Annotated in this window: 1 protein-coding gene; it reads right to left on the bottom strand. The window is 54.9% G+C overall.

Translation table 11 applies throughout. The features are described 5' to 3' along the window. The coding region (locus ACTHUT_RS22455) for a type VI secretion system Vgr family protein (RefSeq protein ID WP_440386938.1) at positions 1-215 on the bottom strand (215 nt) is incomplete at both ends.

The raw sequence follows: 215 nt of genomic DNA, 5'->3' as shown, positions 1-215 counted from the left end.
GTGCGATGGCATCGTCCATATCCAGCACTTTACCGCCAGCATCTTGGTTTTGTGCGCTGACGAGTATGCCTTTACCCGCCCGTACGGTACCCCAGCCGTCGGTTCTGAGTTCGAAGCCTTCGCCGTTCTCTCCGCGTTTGTTGCGGTTTGAATCGACGATATGGCCGAGGTTGAGTTGGGATTTCTGATAGTCGGTGGCGAGTTTGATGTGTTCC

The organism is Neisseria sp. P0022.S010, assembly GCF_051956635.1.
The sequence above is the reverse complement of the archived record's forward strand: the minus strand, read 5'-3'. Positions and strand labels throughout refer to the sequence as shown.